Below are 18675 nucleotides of genomic sequence, written 5' to 3'. Positions count from 1 at the left end.
GCGGGGCCCATCATCCGGGCGCGCGACGGAGGAGCACCACCGCGCCACGCGACTGACCCCCGGAAAGGGGGCACCCGGGAGGGGCGCAACCGGCGCGAAGGTCAGGACGGGACCTGGACGCCCCGCACGAGCACGAGGTGCTCGCGGCCGTGGGCGGGGTTGTCCGGCTCGAGCAGGGCCTCCGCCGCGACCGTGAACCCGGCCCGCCGGAGCGTGGCCACGGATGCGAGGTTGCCGGCCTGCACCGGGACGACGACCGGAGCGGTCCCGAGCTCCGCCAGCGCCGCGAGCACGAGGGCGGTGCCGACGCCGCGACGCCGCAGCTCTGGGACCCCGACGAGGTAGTCGAGGCTCCACGCCGCGTCCGGGACAGGGAGGAACGGCGACAGCGCGGCCGCGTACTCCGGTTCGTCGGCGAGGCGGTACCACTGCACGAACCCGGCCGTCACGCCGTCGACCTCCCCGATGCGCAGGACGGTCGGGTCCCGGTCGTCGAGCGCGTCACCGTACTGCCGCTCGAGCGCCTCCGGATCCGGATCGTCGTGCCACCACTCGGCGACGATCGGCTCCCGCAGCCACGTGCCGAGCAGCGGGAGATCGGCCCGCGTCATGGACCGCAGCGACAGCGCCACCCGCCCAGGGTGGCAGCTCCGCCCGGGGCGTACGGTCGACCGGAGCGGGCGTCGCGGTCCGGATCGGAGGCGCGGATGCCCGTCGGCGGGACGAGGACCGTGCTCGCGCTCGCCGGCCTCACGCTGTCGACGTTCGCGTTCATCACCGCGGAGACGCTGCCGATCGGGCTGCTGCCGCTCATCGCCGGCGGCCTCGACGTGCCGGTGCCGTCCGTCGGCCTGCTCGTGTCCGCGTACGCGGTGATCGTGGTCGTCGCGACGATCCCGCTGACGCGGGCCACGCAGCGGGTCCCCAGGCGCCTGCTGCTCAGCACGGTGCTCGCCGTGTTCGTGCTCGGCACGGTCGCGAGCGCAGCCGCGCCCGACTACGCGGTGCTGCTCGCCGCCCGGGTGCTGACCGCGCTGGCGCACGCGGTGTTCTGGGCGATCGTCGTGCCCATCGGCGCCTCCCTCGTCGGCCCGGCGGTCCGCGGCCGGGCGATCTCCACGGTGTACGCGGGCGGCTCGATCGCGACGGTGCTCGGCGTCCCGTTCGCGACCTGGCTGGGTCAGGCGGTCGACTGGCGCGCGGCGTTCCTCGGCACGGGCCTGGTCGGCGCAGTCGCGTTCGGAGTCGTCGTCGCCGCGCTCCCCCGGTCCCGCGGGTCGAGGGCGGAGGCGGCGCCCGGCTCCGCGCCCGACCGGCGCCGGTACCTCCTGCTGGTCGCGGTGACGGTCCTCACCGCGACGGGAGCGCTCACCGCGTTCACCTACGTCAGTCCGTTCCTGACCGAGATCGGCGGCGTGCCGCAGGCGGCCGTCGGCGGCATGCTCCTGCTCCGCGGCGCTGCAGGGCTGCTCGCGGTGCTCGCCGTCGGCCGACTCGTCGACCGCTTCCCGCGCGCCTCGGTGCCCGCCGCGCTCGGGGTGCACGCGGTCGGCATGCTGCTGCTCTCGTTCGCCGGCCCGGTGCCGGTCCTCGCGGTCGTGGGCTCGGTGCTGACGGGCGCCGGGTTCGCGGCGTTCTCCGCGTGCATCGGCGCACTCGTGCTCGTCGTCGCACCCGGCTCCGTCGACGTCGCGACGGCCGGCACCTCGACCGCGTTCAACATCGGGATCGCGTCCGGCGCGTTCGTCGGCGGCGCCGCCCTCCCGGTCGTCGGCCTGGCCGGGATCCCGGTCGTGGGTCTCGTGCTGTCCCTCGGCGGCCTCGGCCTCGCCGCCGGAGCTGCCCGGCGCCGGAGGACTCCGATCCCCGTCTGACCGGCCCGAGCACCCCCGCGTTCGGGCTTCCGCGCAGTCGGACCCGCGTATTCGTGCACGAGCCCGCGCCGAGGAGCGCGCGGCGCGAAATGGTCCGCATGCTTCGCCTCGTGGGTTCCGTGCTGCTATCGGCGCTCGCCGGGATGAACGCGGCCTACCACCTCGTCACCGTGGCGGAACGCCTCCGCGATCGCGGGCACCGCGTGTCCGTGGTGTCCGGCGAGCAGGCTCGCGCCTGGTACCGCGACCTCGACGTCGAGTTCCACGCGGTGCCGGAGGAGGCCCTCCCGGAACCTCTGCAGACCCTCCCACCGCTGGCGCAGCGCGCCCGACAGGTGTTCGCGCGCGTGCAGAGCAGCATCATCCGGCCCCTGCCGGAGCAGTGGGCGACCGTGCAGCGCGTCATCGCGGACGCGCACGTGGACGTGGTGATCAGCGACGCCCTGTTCCTCGGCGGCTCCACGCTGTCCTACCTGCCGCGTGCGGCGCGCCCCGCCGTCATCGTCCTCGGCTGCTACCCGCCGTGGCTGCCGGACCCGGGACTCCCGGCGTACGGGCTCGGGATCCCGCCGCAGCGCGACAGCGCGGACGTGCTCCGCGCGACCGCACTCGGTGCCTTCACCGCGCCGACGTACGTGGCGCTCTCCCGGTCGTTCAACCGCTCTCTCGAGCGCACCCTCGGCGTGCGGACGCGCGGCGACATCCGCCGTGTCCCGGCGCTCGCGGACGCGTGGCTGCAGCTGACCGTCCCGCGCTTCTCCTACGACCGCGGAGCGCTGCCGTCCAACTTCCGCTTCATCGGCCCGGTGCACCCGGCGGGTGTCGACCCCGTGCCGGACTGGTGGAGCCCACTGACGGAACCGCACGTCGTCGCGGTCCGCGCGCAGGGGAGCGCCGCGGTGCGCGACGTCGTCGCCCCAACCGTGCAGGCGTTCGCAGGCACGGAGGACACCGTGGTGATCGCGGGAGTGAGCCGCGCGCAGGTCGAGGCGACCCTCGGCGCGCTGCCCCCGAACGTGCACTTCGAGGAGCGGATGCCCTGGTCGCGGCTCCTCCCCCAGCGCACGGTCGTGGTCTCCGACGGCGACTACCTGCACACCCAGCACGCCCTCCGGTACGGCATCCCGGTCGTGGTCGCGGGCACGCTCGAGGTCGACGTGGAGACCGGCGCCCGCGTCCAGTGGAGCGGCACGGGCGTCAACCTGAAGCGCCGCCGCCCCGATCCCGCGACGATCCGCGGCGCGGTGCGGCGCATCCGTGACAGCGGTGCCTACCGGCTCGCGGCCGCCCGCATCGCCGTGGAGATCGAGTACACGGACGCGGAGGCGTCGATCTGCCGCGCGGTCGACGCGGTGCTCAGGGGCGAGCGGGGACAGCTCCTGAACAGCGGTCCGCGAGGGGTGCTGCCGGCCTCGGCCGGCGAGGCCGGGTAGGGCACCCGCCGCGGGGCTCGCGGCAGACACCCATCGGACGGCGCGCCTGGTGCTGCAAGGCTGACGCCGTGCACGACACGTCGAAGGAGACCCTGCTCCACGCCCGCCGCGCCCTGCGCGAACGGATCGAGCCGGCCGTCGCTGCGCGGGAGGTCTCGGTGGCCGCGGTCGCCTGGCAGGCGCCCGGCGAACCGCTGCCGTTCCCGGAGGCCATCGCCGCGGCGGCGTTCGCACCGATCGCGGTCGGCGCCCCCTGGGGGCCGCCCTGGTCGACGATGTGGCTCCGGTTCGACGTGGCGGTGCCGGAGGACTGGCCGGGCGGCCCCCTCGAGCTCGACGTCGACCTCGGCTTCAACCGCGCGAACCCCGGGTTCCAGGCTGAGGGCCTGGCGTTCGACCCAGAGGGCGCCGTCATCAAGGCGATCGAGCCGCGTAACAGCGCGATCCCACTGCGGGACGCCGCGCCGGGCGCGGCAGTGCGCGTGTACGTGGAGGCGGCGGCGAATCCCGACATCGCCGGCGACTGGTCCGCCACACCCACCGACCTGGGCTCGCCCGCCTCCGCGGGACACGAGCCGCAGTACGTCTACCGGGGCGCCCGGCTGGTGCTCCGCGACGAGACGGTGGCCGCCCTCGAGCGGGACTGGTCCGTGCTGCTCGACCTCGTCGACGTCCTGCCGGACCAGTCGGTGCGCCGCTCCCGCATCCAGGAGGCGCTGGCACGCGCGTCGGACGCCCTCGATCCGGACGACGTGCGCGGATCGGCGCGCGCGGCGCGCGGGGAGCTCGCCGCGGTGCTCGCGGCGCCCGCCGCCGCGTCATCGCACGCCGTCACCGCGGTCGGTCACGCCCACATCGACTCCGCATGGCTGTGGCCGGTGCGGGAGACGGTGCGGAAGGTCGCCCGCACGTTCTCGAACGGGCTCGACCTGATGGACGTGTACCCGGACTTCGTGTTCGCCGCGTCGAGCGCGCAGCAGTACGCGTGGATCCGCGACCGGTACCCCGCGCTGTTCGCCCGGGTCGCGGCGCGGGTGGCCGAGGGGCGCTTCATCCCCGTCGGGCGGATGTGGGTGGAGTCGGACACGAACATGCCGGGCGGTGAGGCCATGGCGCGCCAGCTGGTGCTCGGCACCCGGTTCTTCGAGGAGCACTTCGGCACCGCGTCGACGACCGTGTGGCTGCCGGACTCGTTCGGCTACTCGGCCGCGCTCCCCCAGCTGATGCTCGCGGCGGGGGCCCGCGCCTTCCTCACGCAGAAGCCCTCCTGGAACGACACGAACACGCTGCCGCACCGGTCGTTCCTGTGGCAGGGCATCGACGGTTCGCGGATCCTCACCCACCTGCCGCCGGTCGACAGCTACAACTCCGACCTGGGCGCGGCCGACCTGGCGCGCGCCGAGCGCCAGCACACGGAGGCCGGCGTCTCCGACCGCTCCCTCGTGCCGTTCGGCTGGGGTGACGGCGGGGGCGGACCCACTCGCGAGCAGATCGAGGCCGGGCTGCGGAAGCGCGACCTGGAGGGGTCCCCGCGGGTCGAGCTCGGCGCGCCCGATCCCTTCTTCGAGCGGGTGCGGGAGGAGCTGCCCGAGCCGGCCGTGTGGTCCGGCGAGATGTACCTCGAGTACCACCGCGGCACGTACACGTCCCAGGCGAGGACGAAGGAGCACAACCGGAAGGCGGAGGGGCTGCTGCGCGAGGCGGAGCTGTGGGCGGCGACCGCGGCCGTGCGCGCCGGCGTCCCGTATCCGCAGGAGCGCCTCCGGAGCGCGTGGGAGTCGGTGCTGCTCGGCCAGTTCCACGACATCCTCCCCGGGTCGTCGATCCGATGGGTGCATGAGGAGCACGAGGAGCGCATCGCCGGGGTGCGGGCCGAGCTCGAGCGGGTCGTGGCCGAGTCGCTCAGGGCGCTCGCCGGGGAGGGGGCGCCGCCGGCCGTCGCGAGCGCCGCGCCGCTCCCCGTGCAGGGCGGCTCGCCGCTCGGGGTCGCGGCGCCGCTGGAAGCCGACCCTGCCGTTGTGCGCCCCGATGGCGACGGCTGGGTGCTCGAAGGGGCCGGCGTGGCGGCCGCGATCGACGCGGAGGGGCACCTCGTGCACCTGCGCGCTCGCGGATCCGAGCGTGAGCTGATCCCGGCGGGCGCGCGCGGCAACGAGGTCCAGCTGTTCCGGGACCTGCCGAACGAGTGGGACGCGTGGGACATCGACCGCGGCTACCAGCGCCTCCGGCTCGACGCGGTGACGACCACCTCGGTCGCCCGCGACGGCGACGCGGTCGTCGTGCGGCGCACGGTCGGGCGGTCGACGCTCGCCCAGCGCATCACCGTCGCGCCGAGCGGCGACGCCATCGACGTCGAGACGACGGTCGACTGGCGGGAGACGCGGAAGCTCCTGAAGCTCGCGTTCCCCTTCGACGTCGCCGCGGAGCGGGCGCTCAGCGAGATCCAGTTCGGGCACGTCGCGCGGCCGATCCACACGAACACCAGCTGGGACGCGGCCCGGTTCGAGACTGTCGCCCACCGCTGGCTGCGCGTCGAGGACGGCCGCGACGGCGTGACGCTCGCCAACGATCGCACCTACGGGCACGACGTGACGCGGGCGGTCGGGCGCGACGGCGCCGTCACCGTGCTGGTGCGCGAGACACTCCTGCGCTCGGCGCGCTTCCCGGACCCCCGGCAGGACCACGGCGTGCACGTCTTCCGGCACCGCATCGTCCCTGGGACCCTGCTCACCGGGATCGCGGAGGCGTACGCCCTGCAGTCGCCCCCGAGGACGGCCGCAGGCCGGGTCGAACCGCTCGTGCGGGTGGACCCCGCCTCCGGGGTGGTGGTCGAGACGGTGAAGCTCGCCGAGGACGGGTCCGGAGACGTCGTCGTGCGGCTCTACGAGGCGCTCGGCGGCCGCGCCCGCACGCGGCTCGAACCCGGGTTCCCGGCCGGCCCGGCGGTGCGCACGGACCTGCTCGAGGTGCCGCTGCCGGAGCAGCCGGCGGACCCGCTCGAGCTGCGGCTCCGCGCGTTCGAGCTGGTCACACTGCGTCTGCCAGTCGCCGCGCGCAGACGCTCCGCGGGCTGAGCCGCCGCCCGCGCTTCCGGGATCAGCCCGCGAGGCGGTGGACGCCGAGCGCTGCGCCCCGGCGCCTGAGCGACATCACGAACGCGAGCACGCGGGCGACCGCGCCGTACAGCTCCTCCGGGATCTCCTGCCCGATCTCGCACGCCGCGTACAGGGCGCGGGCCAGCGGGACGTCCTGCACCATCGGCACCCGGTGCTCGGCTGCGCGCTCGCGGATGCGGGCGGCGACCTCGCCCGCCCCCTTCGCCACCACCCGCGGCGCCGACTTGCCCGGCTCGTACTGCAGGGCCACCGCGACGTGCGTCGGGTTCAGCATCACGACGTCGGCACCGGCGATCGCCGCCATCATGCGGTTCCTGGAGATCTGCATCTGCCGGCTGCGGCGCTGCGCGCGGACGTGCGGATCGCCTTCGGTCGACTTCGACTCGTCCTTGATCTCCTGCTTCGTCATCATCGTGTGCTGCCGGTTGCGGCGGGTCACCACGAGCACGTCGATGGCGCCGAGCACGATGCCGGCCACGATCGCGGACTGCAGGATCGCCACGATCACCCCGGACGCGCTCGCCACGACGGACGAGACCGGCATCGAGCCGGAGGCGGACAGCAGCGGGATCGCGCCCTGGATCGCCGTCCACACCGCGACGCCCACGACACCCGTCTTCAGCAGCGCCTTGGCCCCCTCCCACAGCGCCTGCCTGCCCACGAGCCGCCCGGCCCCCTTGACGAGGTCGAACTGGGTGAAGTGGGGTTTGAACCGCTTCAGGTGGAAGCCGCCGGAGGCGAGGGAGCCGACGACGGCCCCGACGACCGCGGCCGCCATGATCGGGGCCAGCACGCCGGGAAGCACTCCGAACGCGTCGAGGAACGTCTGCTGGGCGCGAGCCGCCGTGGGGTCCGCGATGATCTCGCGCAGCCCGAGCACGAGATCGCGCGACGCCGACGCGGCGTTGCCGATGACGAGCGGCAGGGTGAGCGCCGCGGCCCCCATCGACAGCCAGCTCGGCATGTCCCGGGAGCGCTGGATGCGCCCCTCCCGCCGCGCCTCCTGGAGGCGCTTCGGGGTGGCGCGCTCGGTGCGCTCGCCGGACGGCTGATCAGGCACGCTTCACCCCCTCCGGGAGCACGACAGCAGGATCCAGGAGCGACGGCAGGACGGAAGCGACGTCTGCGTCCTGTCGAACGTGCTGAATCCTGCTGTCGTACTCGCTGCGGCTCAGCGGGGCCGGGTGCCGGGTCACGAGACGCTGCCCATCAGCCGGAGGGCGTCCTCGAGCAGCGCCTGCACGATCTGCGGCAGCGCGATGAAGACCGCGCCGCCGGCGAGCAGGGTGATCAGGATCTTCAGCACGAAACCGAGCGAGAACGCGTTCAGGGCCGGCGCGACGCGCGTGAGCACCCCGAGCCCGATGTCGGCGAGGAACAGGACCACGACGATCGGCCCCGCGATCTGCACGGCGGAGACGAACATCTGCGCGATCCCGGGCAGGAGGCGCTGCCCCGCGTCCTGCGCCAGGAACCCGGTGACCGGCAGCGCGTCGAACGTGCGGAAGAGGCCGGCGAGCACCAGCTCCGCGCCGCCGGAGACGAACAGGAGGCCGAGCGCCACCATCTGCATGAGGCGCGTCATCTGCGCGCCGTTGACCTTCATCAGCGGGTCGAACGCCTGGCTCATCTGGAAGCCGGCGAAGAGGTCGATCAGGCTGCCCGCGGACTGGACGGCCGAGAACACGAGGTAGACCATGAAGCCGAGCAGGGCGCCGATGACCAGCTGGCTCACGAGCGACACGACGAAGGGCCCCGTGTCCATCGACGTCGGCAGGCCCTTCGCCGCGGTCGGCGCCACGAGGATCGACAGCGCGATCGCGAGCATGCCCTTGATGCGGAGGGGGACCCCGGAGAACGAGAACGGCGGCGCGATGACGAGGAACGCGGTGATGCGCATCGCCGCCAGCATCGCGGCCTCCACGAACGTCTCGTTGAGCGCGATGTCCCCGTTCAGGGTCATGACGCGTTGAGGTAGCTCGGGATCATCGCGAACAGCTGCTGGGTGAAGGTGACCGCCTCCGAGATCATCCAGTGCCCGCACACGACGAGCGCGATCGCGACGGCGATCGCCTTCGGGACGAACGAGAGGGTCGCCTCCTGGATCTGCGTGATCGACTGGAAGACGCTGATCGCGAAGCCGACCACGAGGGCGGTCACGAGCAGCGGCGCGGCGAGCTCCGCCGCGAGCATCAGCGCACGGAGGGCGAGGTCCACGACCTGGTTCTGATCCATGGAGCGCCCCGCTAGGTGTTGTAGCTCTGCACGAGCGAGGTGATGATCAGGCTCCAGCCGTCCACGAGGACGAAGAGCAGGATCTTGAAGGGGAGCGCGATCATCGTCGGCGGCAGCATCATCATGCCCATCGCCATCAGCCCGGAGGAGACGACGAGGTCGATGACGAGGAAGGGCACGAAGATGACGAGCCCGATGATGAACGCGCTGCGGAGCTCCGAGAGCATGAACGCGGGCACGACCGTGAAGAACGGCGTGGAGGCGGCGGACGCCGGGTTGGGCTGATTCGCGGCCCTGGCCATGAGCGCGATGTCGCTCTGCCTGGTGTGCTGCAGCATGAAGTGCTGCAGCGGGACCGCGGCCTTCGCGAGCGCCGCGTCGAACTGGATCTTCCCGTCGAGGAACGGGGTGAGCGCGTCCGTGTTCACGGTGGTGAGCACGGGCCACATGATGAACAGCGACAGGAACAGCGCGAGCCCGGCGAGCACCTGGTTCGGGGGCACCGTGTTGAGTCCGAGCGCGTTCCTGGTCATCGCGAGGACCACGAAGATCTTCGTGAACGACGTCATCATCAGGAGCAGCGCGGGCGCGACGGACAGCAGGGTGATCGCGATCAGCGTCGTGATCGACGACGACGGCGCCCCGATGGTGATGTTCACGTCGCCGGAGGGGGACGGCGTGGGCTTCGGCGTCGGGGTCATCGGGTCGGCGTGCGCGATGCCGGGCACGGCGACGACGAGCCAGACCACGACGAGGCCCGCGAACGCGACGAGCGCGAGGCGGGGCCAGTGGTCCTTCAGGAGCCGGACGACGCGGGTGGCGCGGTCCGGTGGGGTGACGGCGGTCACCGGAGCTTCTTCACCGCGTCGAACGTCTGCTTCCACGTCGCGGGCGACAGCACGGAACCGGCGAGCGGGCCGCCCTCCGCGCCCGGACGCTGCTGACCGGCCAGCTGCTGCTCGGCGGCGCGCGCCGCGCGCCGGCTCGGGTAGGCCGCGGGGGCCGGGGAACGCGGACGGGACCGCGCCAGGTCGAGCCGGATCGCCTCGGTGGACGGCCCGACCGCACGGCCGGCCGCCGGCATGATCGTGACGGTCTGCGTGACGGGGCCGCTCGGGTCCTGCGGGTCGGCGGCGCCGTGCACGACGATCGGCACGTCCGCGGTCGCGATCGTGACGGTGCGCAGCTCCTGCTCGAAGCGGGCGACCGAGACGGGCTGGGATGCGACGAGCGCGGGTTCACCCGTCTGCGCCTCCGCGGGGCCGAGCGTGTCCAGCACGGTCACGGCGTGCTCCGTCACCCCGAGCAGGTACCGGCGCCCGCCCGCGTCCACGACCGCGATACCCGCCTTCGCGCCGAGCCCCTGCCTGGCGACGACCTCGATCTGCCGGTTGCGCGGCTTGGATCCCGGGCGGCCCTTCGTGATCCAGCGGTGCGCGAACAGGAGCGCGCCGAAGACCGCCCCGAGGGCGACGACGACTCGCAGCGCGAGGAAGACGGTGTCCAACGATCCTCAGATCTCGTCGACCGGCTCGAGGACCTCGGTGACCCGGACCGCGAAGCGCCGGTCCACGACCACGATCTCGCCGTGCGCGATCATGCGCCCGTTCAGGAACACATCGGCCTCGCTGCCGACGGCGCGGTCGAGCTCGATGACGGTGCCGGGCTGGGCGTCGAGCAGCTCCTGCACCGACACGGTCGCCCGGCCCACCTCCACCGCGAGCGTCATCTGCACCGTGCTGATGCGGCCGAGGCGCGACGACACGTCGCGGAAGGCGCGCGGCGGGGCCGGGGTGCGCAGCGCGATCGCGAACCAGCCGGCGACGCCCTCCTCGCCGATGAGGTCGAACACGACCGCCTCCGCGGACTGGAACAGGCTGGCGGGCACCCCGTCCCCGACCTCGCCGAGCTGGCCGCCGCCGATCACGTCGGAGGCGGTCTCGAGCGCCGGGCGGAGCACGTCGCCCAGCCGGACGCGCGCGTCGCCGCCGCCCGCGGCGATGAGCTCGGTCCGGTCGAGCACGATCAGGGACAGGTCGGCGGAGCGCGGGCCGACGTAGGTGGCCGACACCCCGGTCTCGAGGGCCTGCATGGGCACGAGGTCGGAGCCGTGGGGCTGCGCCATCAGCGGCGGCCCGGGCAGCGCAGAGACGAGCGCCTGCGCGATCGCGAGCTCGTCCGCGCCGGCCGAGGTGCGGGTGGCGCCGTCCAGGGACATGGTCATCGCAGGGCTCCGTTCGAGTCGACGACGATGCACGCGAGGCGTTCGCCGTTGCCCCCGACCGCGGCGCTCAGCACCGGCTGCCCGTCGAGGGTGACGTCGAGGGGACGATCCGCGGGGTGCGCGAGGGGGATGAGATCACCTTCGGCGAGGTCGAGCACGGTGTCGGGACCGACACGCGTCGGCGCGAACCGGAGCGCCACCTCGACGGGGGCGAGCGCGAGGTGACCGGAGATGCGCCGCAGGACGTCCTCGGCCTCCTGCCGCGGCGCGACGGCGCCGAGGCGCTCGAGCACGACGTCGACGTCGAGCGCGAGTGCGAGTTGGCGGCGCTGCCCCTTGCGGAGCAGGCCGACGACCACCACGACCGCCTGCGCGTCCCGGTCGAGGGTGGGTGAGGGCTCCGCACCGAACGCGTCGAGGGCCGGCTCCGGGAGCAGGCCGGCGGTGGCGGGCTTCAGCTCGGTGAGGTGCTCGACGGCCGCCGCGCGCGCCAGGGCGCGCTCGACCCCGGTGATACCGGTCGCGGCGGCGGCGCCGTCACCCGAGGCGCCGAGCATGCGGTCGGCCCAGTACTTCGCCTCCGCGAGCGGGATGCGGTAGAGCGCCCGACCGGTGCCGAGCTGCGCCGTCGCCCAGAGCGTCGGCCCTTCCGCGGAGGCGACGAACGCGCCGAAGGACTGGACGCGGGACGCGGTCGTGGCGACGTCGACGACGGCGCGGGTCTTCGCGGTGATCTGCAGGCCGAGCTGGCGCCCCCAGGCCTCGAGCGCGGCGTCGAGCCGGTCCCGGTCCTCGCCGGTGATCAGCTCGGGGCTCTCGAAGTCGTACGGCTGCACGTCGAGCGCCTCGCCCGGCGCATGCACGAGCGCACGGGGAGCGGTCCGGGCGGTCACGCGTCGGATCCTCGCAGCGTGTCACCCGAACGGGGCGGCGCCACTCCGCAGATCGTGGGAGCGCGCGCCCCCTTCGGGGGGGCGCGACACGGCCGGGACTCAGTGACCTGACAGGCCCTGGGCCTTCCGCGTCGAGGTCGCCACCTGCTGCGCCTGCGTGTTGTGCTGCGGGGCGGTGCCGTCGAGCTGGGCGGCGGTCGCCGGCGTGACGGTCGGTCCCGGCGTCGCCGGTGCCGTCACCTGCACCGAGTGCAGCACGATGTCGACGCGGCGGTTGTGCTCGATCGCCGATTCGCTCGCCCCCGGCGTCGAGTGCTGCGACCCGAACGAGATGAAGGAGGTGTCGGCGGGGTGGAGCGCCTTGTCGTCGAGCAGGTACTGGCCGACGCTGTTCGCTCGGGCCGCGGCGAGGAGCCAGTCCGTGCCCCAGACGCCCGGGGACCCGTGCGGATCGGCATGACCCTCGACGGTCACCACGCCGGCGTGGTCCTGGAGGGTCGGCGACAGCTTCTTCAGCACCTGCAGCGCCTGCGGAGTGAGGTTCGCGTCGTTGCCGCCGAAGTAGGTGCTCGAGCCGACCAGCGACAGCGTGATCCCCTTCGAGGCCGCGTTCACCGACACCTTGCCGGCGAGCCCCTGCGCCTTCAGCTCGTCGGTGATCTCCTTCGCCGCCTGGACGAGCGCGATCGTGCTGTTCGAGAAGCCCGACCCCTGCTTCTTGACGTCCTCCGGTCGGACGATGCCCTTGCTCTGGTCGACCTTCGTCGAGGCCTTCGTCCCGAAGCCGGAGGCCAGCGAGTTCTTCAGCTCGTCGAACTTCTTCTGGTTCACCGTGGACAGCGCGTACAGGACGATGAACAGCGCCATGAGCACGGTGATCATGTCCGAGTAGGACACGAGCCACCGCTCGTCGACGTGGTGCTCCTCCGCGTGCCCCTTCCGGCGGCGGCCGGACACGCTACGCCGCCGCCTCTGCCGCCTTCGGCGCCTTCGCACCCTTGGCGGCTCCGCCCTTCGCGGCGGCCTTCGGCTGCTGGGAGGCCGGCAGCATGGCGTAGAGCTTCTCGGACAGGGTGCGCGGCTGCGCGCCGGACTGCACGGCGAGGACGCCCTCGGTGACGAGCGTGAGCCGCTCGGACAGCTGGTCGGTCATCTTGCCGATGCGGGACCCGATCGGGAGCCAGATGATGTTGGCGGAGAGCACGCCCCAGAGGGTCGCGACGAACGCGGACGCGATCGATTCGCCGAGGTGGGCGGGGTCGTTCAGGTTCTGGAGCACGTGCGTGAGCGAGACGACGGTGCCGAGGATGCCGATGGTGGGTGCGTAGCCGCCCATCGCCGCGAAGAACTTCGCGCCGGAGCGTCCCTCCTTCTCCATGGCGGCCGCCTCGTCCTCCATGAGGATGCGCAGCTCGTCCGCGTCCATGCCGTCGGCGACGTTCTGCAGCGCCTTCTTGAGGAACGGGTCCTTGATGTCGCCGGCCTTCGCCTCGAGCGCGAGCAGACCCTCCTTGCGGGCGACCTCGGCGAGCTCGACGAGGGTCTCCACGTCCTTGCCCATCTTCGGGGCCTTGTAGAGGAACGCCTTCGGGATCATCTTCAGCGAGCCGATGGCGTCGCCGAGCGTGGTGGAGGCGAGCGCGGCGCCGATCGTGCCGCCGAAGACGAGGATCATCGGTGCGGCGAGGAGCAGCGACGTGATGGAGGCGCCCTCCATCGTCGCCATGACGACGAGGGCACCGAGTGCGACGACGATGCCGCCGATGGTCGCGGGATCCATCAGGACCGGCCCCCCGATCCGTGAGCGGAAGCCTTCGCGCCGTCGACCACGCCGAACCGGCGTGTCCCCTTCGACGACGCGGGGACGGCGGCAGGAGCGTCGAAGTGCATCGAGTGCGCGAGCGCGATGACGCGAGCGCGGTAGTGCGCGATCTCGTCGATGACCTCGTCGACCGTCTCGGTCACGATGAACGTGGTTCCGTCGACGAGGACCACCGTGGTGTCGGGCTGCTCCTGGATCCGTTCGACCAGATCAGGGTTGACCGCGAAGGTGGTGCCGTTCAGGCGCGTCAACAGAATCATCGTTTCCCCCATCCGTGGGACCGGCACGGGCTCCTTCCGTGGAGCCCTCCCCGCCGTCACAGCAGACCATCGGCATCCTGCGCCCCGTCGTCAGCGGGCACCTGTCCCCATTTCGGGCGGACCGGGGAAGCACCGACGCCCGGACAGCCCCGTCAGGAGCGGTCCGGGCGCCTCGGCCTCATGCGGGTCACTGCTTCAGCTGCATCAGCTCCTGCAGGACCTGGTCGGAGGTGGTGATGATGCGGGCGTTCGCCTGGAAGCCGCGCTGGGCGACGATCAGGTTGGTGAACTCCTGGCTGAGGTCGACGTTCGACGCCTCGAGCGCGCCCGCGATGACCGAGCCGAACCCGTTCGCGCCCGCCATGCCGAGGCGGACGGTGCCGGAGTTCAGCGTCTCCTGGAGGCTCGAGTTCCCGACCTTCTCGAGCCCCTCCGGGTTCGTGAACGTCCCGATCGCGAGCCGGGCGATCGGCACGGTGGCGCCGTTCGTGAACGAGCCCGTCAGGGTGCCGTCGCCACCCATCGTCACCGAGATGAGCGTGCCCGCGGCGTTGCCGTTCTGGCTGGTGAACGCCGCGGTGGACAGGCCGGCGTAGCCGGACATGCCGCTCAGGTCGACGGTCACGCCCCCGACGGTCGCGGTGGTGTTCCCGGACACGGTCGCTGATCCGGTGGTGAGCGTCCCGGTCGCGGTGTTGCCGGCGCCGTCGTTCGCGGTGTATGCCCACCCGCCCGTGCCGTCGGCGGTGAACGTGATCGCCAGCTGGTGCGGGGTGCCGTCGGCCCCGTAGGTGGTGACGTCGCGCTCGAGCTGCGTGCCGTTCGTCGCGTCGGAGGGCAGGTTGCCGGTCATCACCGCGCTCGTGGTCGCGGTCGCGGGCGACACCTGGCCGGTCGGCAGTGTGAGCGTCGTCGGGGCGCTCCCGGTCGCGAGCTTGCCGTTGACGGCCGCCCAACCCTGCACGAGCGCACCGTCCATCGTGGAGAGGCGCCCCTGCGAGTCCCAGTGGAACGAGCCGTCGCGGGTGTACTGCAGCTGCGACCCCGCCTTGGTGACGAAGTAGCCGTCACCCGAGATCATCGCGTCGAGGTTGTTGCCGGTCGTGATCTGCGACCCCTCGGTGAGGTTGGTGGCGATGCCCGCGACCTTCACGCCGAGGCCGACCTGGTTCGGGTTCGTGCCCGCCTTGATGTTCGTCGACAGACCGGCGGCCGAGACGAGCTGGGACAGGGTGTCCTCGAACTGCACCGACGACGACTTGAACCCCGTCGTGTTGACGTTCGCGATGTTGTTCGAGGTCACGTCGAGCATCGTCTGCTCGGCGCGGAGGCCGGAGATGCCGGCGTAGAGGGAGCGGAGCATGGTGCGTCCTTTGCGGTGTCGAACGGACGGTGGCCGCGTACGCGGTCCGCCGTGGATCTGGCCGTCCTGGCCGTGTGGTCGCCGTCATGGCTGTGCCGCTCGCGCGGCGGAGGTGGGATCAGGAGGAGGAGGAAGCGCCGGGCGCGGAGACCCCGGTCACGGTGGAGAGCCCGACCGTGCTCGACCCGACGGTGAGCGTCGGGTCCTTCGGGTCGGCGAAGGAGACCGCGGTGACGACGCCGGACTGCGCGGCGCCGTCCTTGTCCGTCCAGGTCACGCTGCGGCCGAGCAGGTTGGTCGCGGTGGACTGCATCTGGGTGGTGTTAGTGCTCGTCACCGTCGTGTTCAGGGACGTCAGCTGCTCCATGGAGGCGAGCTGCGCGGTCTGCGACACCATCTGCGAGCTGTCCATCGGCGAGCTCGGATCCTGGTTCGCGAGCTGCGTCGTGAGCAGCTTCAGGAACAGCTCGCTCGTGTACTGCTGGGTGGGGGCCTTCCCGGCGACCGGCGCGGTCGAGTAGATCGCCGTCGGCGGCGCCGCCCTGGGAATAGTGGTGGTCAGTGTGCTACGGTAATGCGAACACGTCGAGCAGACCGCTGCCGCGGCCCGGGAGTCGGAGGGTGGAGGCCGGGGCGATCTCGCCGATGGAGGCGGCGACCTGCGGCAGGGTGCGCCAGGGGCCGGACCGGTCGCGGGCAGCGCCTCCGCCGCCCGAGCCGGTCCACATCGCCGGCGCCCTGCCCTGCTGGTCCTGGGGCGGGGCGTCGCCCGTGCCGAGTGTGAGCGTCGTCGAGGTCCCGGCCGCGCCCGCGCCGAGGTCCCGCCGAAGGTCGGTGAGCATGGACTGCAGCGCGTCCCGCCCCGCGGCGCTCGGGGCGAAGAGCTGCACGTCGAGGTCGCCGTGCGACACGGTCGCCTGCACGGTGACCGGCCCCAGGTGGTCCGGCGTGACCCGGACGACCACCACGTGCTCGCCGTCGGCCGCCGTGCGGAGCGCGACCAGCGGCTCGTGCAGCTGCTGCGCGACCGTCGGCTGCTGGCCGGGAGGGGCCGGAGGCGCACCGACCGGAGCCGGTTGGGCCGGCTGTGCGACGGGAGCCGGAGCGGCCACGCCGCTGATGGGCGGCACCGTATCGCCGGAGCGGTCCTGGTCGGCCGACCGCCGCTCGACGGGCGCGGCGCCGGCCTGCGCGATCGCCGCGGCGGCGGCCGTGGCTGCGGCTGCCGTGGGCGCCTGCGCCGCGGCGGTGATCGCGCCCGAGGCGTCCGGCCGCGCAGCGGAGGTGTCGGCAGCGGAGGTGTCGGCGACGGGCGACAGCGCGATCAGCGGCTGCAGCGGCGTCGCGAGACCGATCGCGCTCGGGTCCGGTGCCGCAGCGGACCCGTCCTCGTGGCCGTCGGGGTGCCGGCTCGTCGGCTTGCCGGAGCCGCTCGTCCGGGCGGACGCGGTGTCGACCGCCGCCGCGGAGACGGCGGCGGTGGTCGGGTCGACCGGCGGGGCGTCGGCCGCTGCTGCGGACGGGTCGTCCGCGGACGACGCGGCTCCTGCCGTGGCGGCTCCCGGCTTCGGCACCGCATCGGCAGCATCGGGCGAGGTGCCCGGGAGCGGCGACGCGGCAGCCACCTGTCCTGCCTGCACTGGAACCCGCCCCACTGGAACCCGCCCCACCTGCGCCTGCTGCGCCCCGTTCGGGGTCGGCCCCTGGGGGGCGGCACCCGCGGCTCCGGTGGTCGGGACCGCGGGACGGGCCAGCAGGGCCGCGATCACGGGGACCGTGGCGCCGGGCGTCGCGACCGCGCCCTGCGCGCCCGCGGTGCCCGGGTTCGGCTGGGCGGCCGCCCCTGCACCGGTCGCGACGCCGGGCGTCGGCGCGATCGCCGCGCCCAGCAGGTCGCCGAACGCACTCGCGCCTCCGGACGGCGCCGCGGACGCCGCCCCACCCGAGACGGGCTGGGCCGGTGCGGCGGCGACGGACCCGCCGGCCGTGATCGCGCCCATCAGGAGGCCCCGTACATCGCGGACTGCGCCGCGAGGATCTGCTGCGTCGCCGACGAGAGGGAGGAGCTGCCGCCCGTCCCGAGACCGTCCAGCACGCTCGCACCGGCCGTACCGCCTCCGGTGACGCCGAAGGAGGAGAGGAGGTCCGCGAGGGAGGACGGTGACCCCGACCCGGCCGATGAGGAGCCGGCGGCGTTGGCGCCGAGCATGCCGAGCAGCGCGGTCGCCCTCGCGACGGTCGCGAGGGAGAGCCCGGTGCTCGAGGTGGAGTCGGTCGACCCGGCGGCGGACGCACCGGTCGTGGGTGCCGGCACGATCCGGCGGATCGTGGTGATGTCCTTGTCGGTGAACCAGGCCTTCTGCACCGAGACGGTGCGGCCGGGATAGGGCGCGTGGATCACCGTGTCGTTGCCCAGGTAGATCGCGATGTGGTTCCCGCCGTTCAGCACGATGAGGTCGCCGGGCTTCGCGTCCTGCAGCGACGCGACGGGCTGGCCGACGGTGGCCTGCTCGTGGACGAGCCGAGGGACGGAGACACCGAGCCCCGCGAACGCGGCCTGCACCAGGCCGCTGCAGTCGATGCCGCTCGTCGATTCGCCGCCGAGCACGTAGGGCGTACCCACGTAGCCGAGCGCGGCCTGCACCACGTCGTCACCGGTCGCCCCGTTCGCGGCGACGACGGTGCCGTCCGTCGAGGCGGTGACCGTGGCAGGGGCCGGAACGCCGCCCGCGGCCGTCGTGGTGCTCGCAGGCGCCGCGGCGGTCGTCGCGCCGGCAGCGGGCGCAGCGGCGGTCGCGCTGTCGAGCGCCGAGGCGAACGCCTGCCCGGAGGTCGACGAGGCGCGTGCCGGCGCCTGGAGGACCCCGGCCTGCAGCAGCACCGCCTGGATGGCCTGCATCTGGTTCACGACGTCGGCGTAGGTCATTCCGGCGCCTCCCGCTGCAGTCGATGCCGCGCGCGCGAGGCGAGCTCGTCGAGGATCGTCTGCTCGCCGCGCAGCTCGGTCTCCCGCTCGGTCGCGTCGTGCTTCTCCTCGAGCTTCTCGACGGCGCGGACGTCGCGACGCGCCTCCCGGTGCGCGTCCTCCGCGTCCGCGACGAGACGCCGCTGGGTCGCCGACAGCGCCTCGAGGTCGGCGAGCATGCCGGAGGTCGATGCGCGAGCCGCGGCGATCGCGTGGATGCCCTGCACGTCCCGCGCCTCGTGGGCGTGATCGTCCAGCTGGTCGAGCAGCTGGTGCCGCTCGTGCGCGAGCTCCGACGCCCGGGACCGCGCGCGCACCATCTCGTACGCCGCGCGCTCCTCCTTCAGGCGCCGGATCCGCAGCAGACCGGCCAGACCGAACACCGCCATTACTCGATGCCCATCCTCTGCACCAGCTCCGCGAGCCGCTGCCACGCCTCATCGGCGGGGGTCACGTCGTCCATGTCCTGCTGCAGGAACCGCTCGATCTC

19 protein-coding genes are annotated in these 18675 nt (G+C 73.3%); 3 read left to right on the top strand and 16 right to left on the bottom strand.

What is annotated here, in order from left to right; all coding sequences use genetic code 11:
• Positions 1 to 101 precede the first annotated feature (101 nt).
• Positions 102 to 632 carry a GNAT family N-acetyltransferase gene (locus ACTHLI_RS03050; RefSeq protein ID WP_440181398.1) on the bottom strand — a complete coding sequence of 177 codons (531 nt, stop codon included), beginning with the start codon at positions 630 to 632 and terminating at the stop codon, positions 102 to 104.
• 75 nt (positions 633 to 707) lie between these two features.
• Between ACTHLI_RS03050 and ACTHLI_RS03045 the strand changes: the two genes are divergently transcribed.
• From ACTHLI_RS03045 to ACTHLI_RS03035, 3 genes are all read left to right on the top strand, one after another.
• Complete coding sequence (locus ACTHLI_RS03045) at positions 708 to 1874, top strand: MFS transporter (RefSeq protein ID WP_440181396.1); 1167 nt, start codon at positions 708 to 710, stop codon at positions 1872 to 1874.
• A 110-nt stretch (positions 1875 to 1984) separates the two neighbouring features.
• Positions 1985 to 3307, top strand: a complete 1323-nt coding sequence (locus ACTHLI_RS03040; RefSeq protein WP_440181395.1) for a glycosyltransferase — start codon at positions 1985 to 1987, stop codon at positions 3305 to 3307.
• 68 nt (positions 3308 to 3375) lie between these two features.
• Positions 3376 to 6381 (top strand): alpha-mannosidase, encoded by a 3006-nt coding sequence (locus ACTHLI_RS03035; protein WP_440181393.1) that lies wholly within the window; start codon positions 3376 to 3378, stop codon positions 6379 to 6381.
• A gap of 22 nt (positions 6382 to 6403) precedes the next feature.
• Here the strand turns inward: ACTHLI_RS03035 and ACTHLI_RS03030 are convergent, their stop codons facing one another.
• From ACTHLI_RS03030 to ACTHLI_RS02960, 15 genes are all read right to left on the bottom strand, one after another.
• Positions 6404 to 7483 (bottom strand): EscU/YscU/HrcU family type III secretion system export apparatus switch protein, encoded by a 1080-nt coding sequence (locus tag ACTHLI_RS03030; protein ID WP_440181391.1) that lies wholly within the window; start codon positions 7481 to 7483, stop codon positions 6404 to 6406.
• A gap of 132 nt (positions 7484 to 7615) precedes the next feature.
• Positions 7616 to 8386 (bottom strand): flagellar biosynthetic protein FliR, encoded by a 771-nt coding sequence (locus tag ACTHLI_RS03025; protein ID WP_440181389.1) that lies wholly within the window; start codon positions 8384 to 8386, stop codon positions 7616 to 7618.
• Positions 8383 to 8658 carry a flagellar biosynthesis protein FliQ gene (gene fliQ, locus ACTHLI_RS03020; RefSeq protein WP_440181385.1) on the bottom strand — a complete coding sequence of 92 codons (276 nt, stop codon included), beginning with the start codon at positions 8656 to 8658 and terminating at the stop codon, positions 8383 to 8385. The genes ACTHLI_RS03025 and fliQ overlap by 4 nt, the downstream gene beginning before the upstream one ends.
• An 11-nt stretch (positions 8659 to 8669) precedes the next feature.
• A complete protein-coding gene (fliP, locus tag ACTHLI_RS03015) occupies positions 8670 to 9458 on the bottom strand; it encodes a flagellar type III secretion system pore protein FliP (protein ID WP_440181416.1) in 789 nt (262 codons plus the stop codon).
• 44 nt (positions 9459 to 9502) lie between these two features.
• Positions 9503 to 10165 carry a FliO/MopB family protein gene (locus tag ACTHLI_RS03010; protein WP_440181383.1) on the bottom strand — a complete coding sequence of 221 codons (663 nt, stop codon included), beginning with the start codon at positions 10163 to 10165 and terminating at the stop codon, positions 9503 to 9505.
• A 6-nt stretch (positions 10166 to 10171) separates the two neighbouring features.
• Entirely contained in the window at positions 10172 to 10882 is a 711-nt protein-coding gene (locus tag ACTHLI_RS03005; RefSeq protein WP_440181381.1) for a FliM/FliN family flagellar motor switch protein, read from the bottom strand.
• The gene (locus ACTHLI_RS03000; protein WP_440181380.1) at positions 10879 to 11775 is read right to left on the bottom strand and encodes a FliM/FliN family flagellar motor switch protein; all 897 of its coding nucleotides are present in this window, start codon (positions 11773 to 11775) and stop codon (positions 10879 to 10881) included. Before ACTHLI_RS03000 ends, ACTHLI_RS03005 begins: the two co-directional genes overlap by 4 nt.
• Positions 11776 to 11874: 99 nt before the next feature.
• Positions 11875 to 12732, bottom strand: coding sequence for a flagellar motor protein MotB (locus ACTHLI_RS02995; protein ID WP_440181379.1), 858 nt, complete (start codon positions 12730 to 12732; stop codon positions 11875 to 11877).
• Between the two features lies 1 nt (position 12733).
• Entirely contained in the window at positions 12734 to 13555 is an 822-nt protein-coding gene (locus ACTHLI_RS02990) for a motility protein A (protein ID WP_440181378.1), read from the bottom strand.
• Positions 13555 to 13857 (bottom strand): flagellar FlbD family protein, encoded by a 303-nt coding sequence (locus tag ACTHLI_RS02985; RefSeq protein ID WP_440181377.1) that lies wholly within the window; start codon positions 13855 to 13857, stop codon positions 13555 to 13557. Before ACTHLI_RS02985 ends, ACTHLI_RS02990 begins: the two co-directional genes overlap by 1 nt.
• 187 nt (positions 13858 to 14044) lie before the next feature.
• The gene (locus tag ACTHLI_RS02980; RefSeq protein WP_440181376.1) at positions 14045 to 15220 is read right to left on the bottom strand and encodes a flagellar hook protein FlgE; all 1176 of its coding nucleotides are present in this window, start codon (positions 15218 to 15220) and stop codon (positions 14045 to 14047) included.
• 118 nt (positions 15221 to 15338) lie between these two features.
• Positions 15339 to 15674, bottom strand: a complete 336-nt coding sequence (locus ACTHLI_RS02975) for a flagellar hook capping FlgD N-terminal domain-containing protein (protein WP_440181414.1) — start codon at positions 15672 to 15674, stop codon at positions 15339 to 15341.
• A gap of 112 nt (positions 15675 to 15786) precedes the next feature.
• A complete protein-coding gene (locus ACTHLI_RS02970) occupies positions 15787 to 17220 on the bottom strand; it encodes a flagellar hook-length control protein FliK (protein WP_440181375.1) in 1434 nt (477 codons plus the stop codon).
• Entirely contained in the window at positions 17220 to 18146 is a 927-nt protein-coding gene (locus ACTHLI_RS02965) for a C40 family peptidase (RefSeq protein WP_440181374.1), read from the bottom strand. The genes ACTHLI_RS02970 and ACTHLI_RS02965 overlap by 1 nt, the downstream gene beginning before the upstream one ends.
• Positions 18143 to 18574 (bottom strand): flagellar FliJ family protein, encoded by a 432-nt coding sequence (locus tag ACTHLI_RS02960; RefSeq protein WP_440181373.1) that lies wholly within the window; start codon positions 18572 to 18574, stop codon positions 18143 to 18145. Before ACTHLI_RS02960 ends, ACTHLI_RS02965 begins: the two co-directional genes overlap by 4 nt.
• Positions 18575 to 18675: the final 101 nt, after the last annotated feature.

This window comes from Amnibacterium sp. (genome assembly GCF_051956055.1).
Classification (GTDB): Bacteria; Actinomycetota; Actinomycetes; order Actinomycetales; family Microbacteriaceae; genus Amnibacterium.
Note: the sequence above shows the minus strand (reverse complement) of the source record. Positions and strands in the feature narration are given on the sequence as shown.